Origin of the sequence: Nocardia sp. NPDC058176, from assembly GCF_042883805.1 — a bacterium.
Lineage (GTDB): Bacteria > Actinomycetota > Actinomycetes > Mycobacteriales > Mycobacteriaceae > Nocardia.
Map to the genome: position 1 here is coordinate 1 of NZ_JBHVVA010000015.1, position 5,733 is coordinate 5,733.

Annotated in this window: 10 tRNA genes and 2 rRNA genes; all 12 read left to right on the plus strand. The window is 52.8% G+C overall.

Annotated elements, in window-relative coordinates:
- Positions 1 to 81 precede the first annotated feature (81 nt).
- The 12 genes from ACFVVM_RS34240 (at position 82) to ACFVVM_RS34295 (ending at position 5,712) form a co-directional block, all read left to right on the plus strand.
- A tRNA-Ile gene (locus tag ACFVVM_RS34240) sits at positions 82 to 158 on the plus strand.
- Positions 159 to 168: 10 nt separating this feature from the next.
- A tRNA-Asn gene (locus ACFVVM_RS34245) sits at positions 169 to 243 on the plus strand.
- Between the two features lie 3 nt (positions 244 to 246).
- Positions 247 to 337, plus strand: a tRNA-Ser gene (locus ACFVVM_RS34250).
- Positions 338 to 356: 19 nt separating this feature from the next.
- Positions 357 to 428, plus strand: a tRNA-Glu gene (locus tag ACFVVM_RS34255).
- 3 nt (positions 429 to 431) lie between these two features.
- A tRNA-Val gene (locus ACFVVM_RS34260) sits at positions 432 to 507 on the plus strand.
- 4 nt (positions 508 to 511) lie between these two features.
- Positions 512 to 584 (plus strand) — tRNA-Thr (locus ACFVVM_RS34265).
- Positions 585 to 603: 19 nt separating this feature from the next.
- Positions 604 to 688: transfer RNA gene (locus tag ACFVVM_RS34270), tRNA-Tyr, on the plus strand.
- 10 nt (positions 689 to 698) lie between these two features.
- Positions 699 to 772: transfer RNA gene (locus tag ACFVVM_RS34275), tRNA-Trp, on the plus strand.
- Positions 773 to 801: 29 nt separating this feature from the next.
- A tRNA-His gene (locus ACFVVM_RS34280) sits at positions 802 to 877 on the plus strand.
- An 8-nt stretch (positions 878 to 885) separates the two neighbouring features.
- Positions 886 to 959, plus strand: a tRNA-Gly gene (locus tag ACFVVM_RS34285).
- 98 nt (positions 960 to 1,057) lie between these two features.
- Positions 1,058 to 2,607: ribosomal RNA gene (locus tag ACFVVM_RS34290) — 16S ribosomal RNA — on the plus strand.
- A 175-nt stretch (positions 2,608 to 2,782) separates the two neighbouring features.
- Positions 2,783 to 5,712: ribosomal RNA gene (locus ACFVVM_RS34295) — 23S ribosomal RNA — on the plus strand.
- Together the 16S and 23S rRNA genes with 10 tRNA genes alongside form the textbook arrangement of a ribosomal RNA operon.
- The last annotated feature ends 21 nt before the right edge of the window (positions 5,713 to 5,733 follow it).

The window sequence follows — 5,733 nt, forward strand, 5'->3', positions numbered from 1 at the left end:
TAAGACCTTGGGTCTTATAAACAGAACGTTCCCTGTCTTGTTTAGTTTTGAAGGAACTTTGTTCCTTGAATAAGTTAAGATGGGCCTGTAGCTCAGCTGGTTAGAGCGCACGCCTGATAAGCGTGAGGTCGGTGGTTCGAGTCCACTCAGGCCCACCATGATGATTTTTCCACAGTAGCTCAGTGGTAGAGCTATCGGCTGTTAACCGATCGGTCGCAGGTTCGAATCCTGCCTGTGGAGCCATACGGAGAAGTACTCAAGTGGCTGAAGAGGCGCCCCTGCTAAGGGTGTAGGTCGCGTAAGCGGCGCGAGGGTTCAAATCCCTCCTTCTCCGCCAGATAAGTTCTCAACCAGACGGCCCGTTGGTCAAGCGGTTAAGACACCGCCCTTTCACGGCGGTAACACGGGTTCGAATCCCGTACGGGTCATATGGAGGATTAGCTCAGCTGGGAGAGCACCTGCCTTACAAGCAGGGGGTCAGCGGTTCGATCCCGTCATCCTCCACCACCGTGCCGGTGTAGCTCAATTGGTAGAGCAACTGACTTGTAATCAGTAGGTTGGGGGTTCAAGTCCTCTGGCCGGCACTCTTTTTCAAAAAAATACGGAGGGGTAGCGAAGTGGCTAAACGCGGCGGACTGTAAATCCGCTCCCTCAGGGTTCGGCAGTTCGAATCTGCCCCCCTCCACCATTTTATAAATAGGGGCATAGTTTAACGGTAGAACAGAGGTCTCCAAAACCTCCGGTGTGGGTTCGATTCCTACTGCCCCTGCCACTATATTATTTATTCATCTTCAGATTATGGCGGTTGTGGCGAAGTGGTTAACGCACCAGATTGTGGCTCTGGCACTCGTGGGTTCGATTCCCATCAATCGCCCCAAACAACATGCGGGTGTAGTTTAGTGGTAAAACCTCAGCCTTCCAAGCTGATGTCGTGAGTTCGATTCTCATCACCCGCTCCATTATAATGATCTTTGAAAACTAAACAAGACAAAACGTACCTGTTAATTCAAAGTTTTAAATAAATCGCACAGCGATGTGCGTAGTCAGTCAAACTACTTTATCGGAGAGTTTGATCCTGGCTCAGGACGAACGCTGGCGGCGTGCCTAATACATGCAAGTCGAGCGGACAGATGGGAGCTTGCTCCCTGATGTTAGCGGCGGACGGGTGAGTAACACGTGGGTAACCTGCCTGTAAGACTGGGATAACTCCGGGAAACCGGGGCTAATACCGGATGGTTGTTTGAACCGCATGGTTCAGACATAAAAGGTGGCTTCGGCTACCACTTACAGATGGACCCGCGGCGCATTAGCTAGTTGGTGAGGTAACGGCTCACCAAGGCAACGATGCGTAGCCGACCTGAGAGGGTGATCGGCCACACTGGGACTGAGACACGGCCCAGACTCCTACGGGAGGCAGCAGTAGGGAATCTTCCGCAATGGACGAAAGTCTGACGGAGCAACGCCGCGTGAGTGATGAAGGTTTTCGGATCGTAAAGCTCTGTTGTTAGGGAAGAACAAGTGCCGTTCAAATAGGGCGGCACCTTGACGGTACCTAACCAGAAAGCCACGGCTAACTACGTGCCAGCAGCCGCGGTAATACGTAGGTGGCAAGCGTTGTCCGGAATTATTGGGCGTAAAGGGCTCGCAGGCGGTTTCTTAAGTCTGATGTGAAAGCCCCCGGCTCAACCGGGGAGGGTCATTGGAAACTGGGGAACTTGAGTGCAGAAGAGGAGAGTGGAATTCCACGTGTAGCGGTGAAATGCGTAGAGATGTGGAGGAACACCAGTGGCGAAGGCGACTCTCTGGTCTGTAACTGACGCTGAGGAGCGAAAGCGTGGGGAGCGAACAGGATTAGATACCCTGGTAGTCCACGCCGTAAACGATGAGTGCTAAGTGTTAGGGGGTTTCCGCCCCTTAGTGCTGCAGCTAACGCATTAAGCACTCCGCCTGGGGAGTACGGTCGCAAGACTGAAACTCAAAGGAATTGACGGGGGCCCGCACAAGCGGTGGAGCATGTGGTTTAATTCGAAGCAACGCGAAGAACCTTACCAGGTCTTGACATCCTCTGACAACCCTAGAGATAGGGCTTCCCCTTCGGGGGCAGAGTGACAGGTGGTGCATGGTTGTCGTCAGCTCGTGTCGTGAGATGTTGGGTTAAGTCCCGCAACGAGCGCAACCCTTGATCTTAGTTGCCAGCATTCAGTTGGGCACTCTAAGGTGACTGCCGGTGACAAACCGGAGGAAGGTGGGGATGACGTCAAATCATCATGCCCCTTATGACCTGGGCTACACACGTGCTACAATGGACAGAACAAAGGGCAGCGAAACCGCGAGGTTAAGCCAATCCCACAAATCTGTTCTCAGTTCGGATCGCAGTCTGCAACTCGACTGCGTGAAGCTGGAATCGCTAGTAATCGCGGATCAGCATGCCGCGGTGAATACGTTCCCGGGCCTTGTACACACCGCCCGTCACACCACGAGAGTTTGTAACACCCGAAGTCGGTGAGGTAACCTTTTAGGAGCCAGCCGCCGAAGGTGGGACAGATGATTGGGGTGAAGTCGTAACAAGGTAGCCGTATCGGAAGGTGCGGCTGGATCACCTCCTTTCTAAGGATTTTAACGGAATATAAGACCTTGGGTCTTATAAACAGAACGTTCCCTGTCTTGTTTAGTTTTGAAGGATCATTCGATTCTTCGAGATGTTGTTCTTTGAAAACTAGATAACAGAAGTAATTCACATTCAATTAGTAATGCAAGATATCACGTAGTGATTCTTTTTAACGGTTAAGTTAGAAAGGGCGCACGGTGGATGCCTTGGCACTAGGAGCCGATGAAGGACGGGACGAACACCGATATGCTTCGGGGAGCTGTAAGCAAGCTTTGATCCGGAGATTTCCGAATGGGGAAACCCACCACTCGTAATGGAGTGGTATCCATATCTGAATACATAGGATATGAGAAGGCAGACCCGGGGAACTGAAACATCTAAGTACCCGGAGGAAGAGAAAGCAAATGCGATTCCCTGAGTAGCGGCGAGCGAAACGGGACTAGCCCAAACCAAGAGGCTTGCCTCTTGGGGTTGTAGGACACTCTGTACGGAGTTACAAAGGAACGAGGTAGATGAAGAGGTCTGGAAAGGCCCGCCATAGAAGGTAACAGCCCTGTAGTCAAAACTTCGTTCTCTCCTGAGTGGATCCTGAGTACGGCGGAACACGTGAAATTCCGTCGGAATCCGGGAGGACCATCTCCCAAGGCTAAATACTCCCTAGTGACCGATAGTGAACCAGTACCGTGAGGGAAAGGTGAAAAGCACCCCGGAAGGGGAGTGAAAGAGATCCTGAAACCGTGTGCCTACAAGTAGTCAGAGCCCGTTAACGGGTGATGGCGTGCCTTTTGTAGAATGAACCGGCGAGTTACGATCCCGTGCAAGGTTAAGCAGAAGATGCGGAGCCGCAGCGAAAGCGAGTCTGAATAGGGCGAATTGAGTACGTGGTCGTAGACCCGAAACCAGGTGATCTACCCATGTCCAGGGTGAAGTTCAGGTAACACTGAATGGAGGCCCGAACCCACGCACGTTGAAAAGTGCGGGGATGAGGTGTGGGTAGGGGTGAAATGCCAATCGAACCTGGAGATAGCTGGTTCTCTCCGAAATAGCTTTAGGGCTAGCCTCAAGGTAAGAGTCTTGGAGGTAGAGCACTGATTGGACTAGGGGCCCCTACCGGGTTACCGAATTCAGTCAAACTCCGAATGCCAATGACTTATCCTTGGGAGTCAGACTGCGAGTGATAAGATCCGTAGTCAAAAGGGAAACAGCCCAGACCGCCAGCTAAGGTCCCAAAGTATACGTTAAGTGGAAAAGGATGTGGAGTTGCTTAGACAACCAGGATGTTGGCTTAGAAGCAGCCACCATTTAAAGAGTGCGTAATAGCTCACTGGTCGAGTGACTCTGCGCCGAAAATGTACCGGGGCTAAACGTATCACCGAAGCTGCGGACTGTTCTTCGAACAGTGGTAGGAGAGCGTTCTAAGGGCTGTGAAGTCAGACCGGAAGGACTGGTGGAGCGCTTAGAAGTGAGAATGCCGGTATGAGTAGCGAAAGACGGGTGAGAATCCCCTCCACCGAATGCCTAAGGTTTCCTGAGGAAGGCTCGTCCGCTCAGGGTTAGTCGGGACCTAAGCCGAGGCCGAAAGGCGTAGGCGATGGACAACAGGTTGATATTCCTGTACCACCTCCTCACCATTTGAGCAATGGGGGGACGCAGGAGGATAGGGTAAGCGCGGTATTGGATATCCGCGTCCAAGCAGTTAGGCTGGGAAATAGGCAAATCCGTTTCCCGTGAAGGCTGAGCTGTGATGGCGAGCGAATTATAGTAGCGAAGTTCCTGATTCCACACTGCCAAGAAAAGCCTCTAGCGAGGTGAGAGGTGCCCGTACCGCAAACCGACACAGGTAGGCGAGGAGAGAATCCTAAGGTGATCGAGAGAACTCTCGTTAAGGAACTCGGCAAAATGACCCCGTAACTTCGGGAGAAGGGGTGCTCTGTTAGGGTGCAAGCCCGAGAGAGCCGCAGTGAATAGGCCCAGGCGACTGTTTAGCAAAAACACAGGTCTCTGCGAAGCCGTAAGGCGAAGTATAGGGGCTGACGCCTGCCCGGTGCTGGAAGGTTAAGAGGAGCGCTTAGCGTAAGCGAAGGTGCGAATTGAAGCCCCAGTAAACGGCGGCCGTAACTATAACGGTCCTAAGGTAGCGAAATTCCTTGTCGGGTAAGTTCCGACCCGCACGAAAGGCGCAACGATCTGGGCACTGTCTCAACGAGAGACTCGGTGAAATTATAGTACCTGTGAAGATGCAGGTTACCCGCGACAGGACGGAAAGACCCCGTGGAGCTTTACTGCAGCCTGATATTGAATGTTGGTACAGCTTGTACAGGATAGGTAGGAGCCTTGGAAACCGGAGCGCCAGCTTCGGTGGAGGCATCGGTGGGATACTACCCTGGCTGTATTGACCTTCTAACCCGCCGCCCTTATCGGGCGGGGAGACAGTGTCAGGTGGGCAGTTTGACTGGGGCGGTCGCCTCCTAAAAGGTAACGGAGGCGCCCAAAGGTTCCCTCAGAATGGTTGGAAATCATTCGCAGAGTGTAAAGGCACAAGGGAGCTTGACTGCGAGACCTACAAGTCGAGCAGGGACGAAAGTCGGGCTTAGTGATCCGGTGGTTCCGCATGGAAGGGCCATCGCTCAACGGATAAAAGCTACCCCGGGGATAACAGGCTTATCTCCCCCAAGAGTCCACATCGACGGGGAGGTTTGGCACCTCGATGTCGGCTCATCGCATCCTGGGGCTGTAGTCGGTCCCAAGGGTTGGGCTGTTCGCCCATTAAAGCGGTACGCGAGCTGGGTTCAGAACGTCGTGAGACAGTTCGGTCCCTATCCGTCGCGGGCGCAGGAAATTTGAGAGGAGCTGTCCTTAGTACGAGAGGACCGGGATGGACGCACCGCTGGTGTACCAGTTGTTCTGCCAAGGGCATCGCTGGGTAGCTATGTGCGGACGGGATAAGTGCTGAAAGCATCTAAGCATGAAGCCCCCCTCAAGATGAGATTTCCCATTCCGCAAGGAAGTAAGATCCCTGAAAGATGATCAGGTTGATAGGTCTGAGGTGGAAGTGTGGCGACATACGGAGCTGACGAATACTAATAGATCGAGGACTTAACCAAAATGTTTGAAACATTCAATGC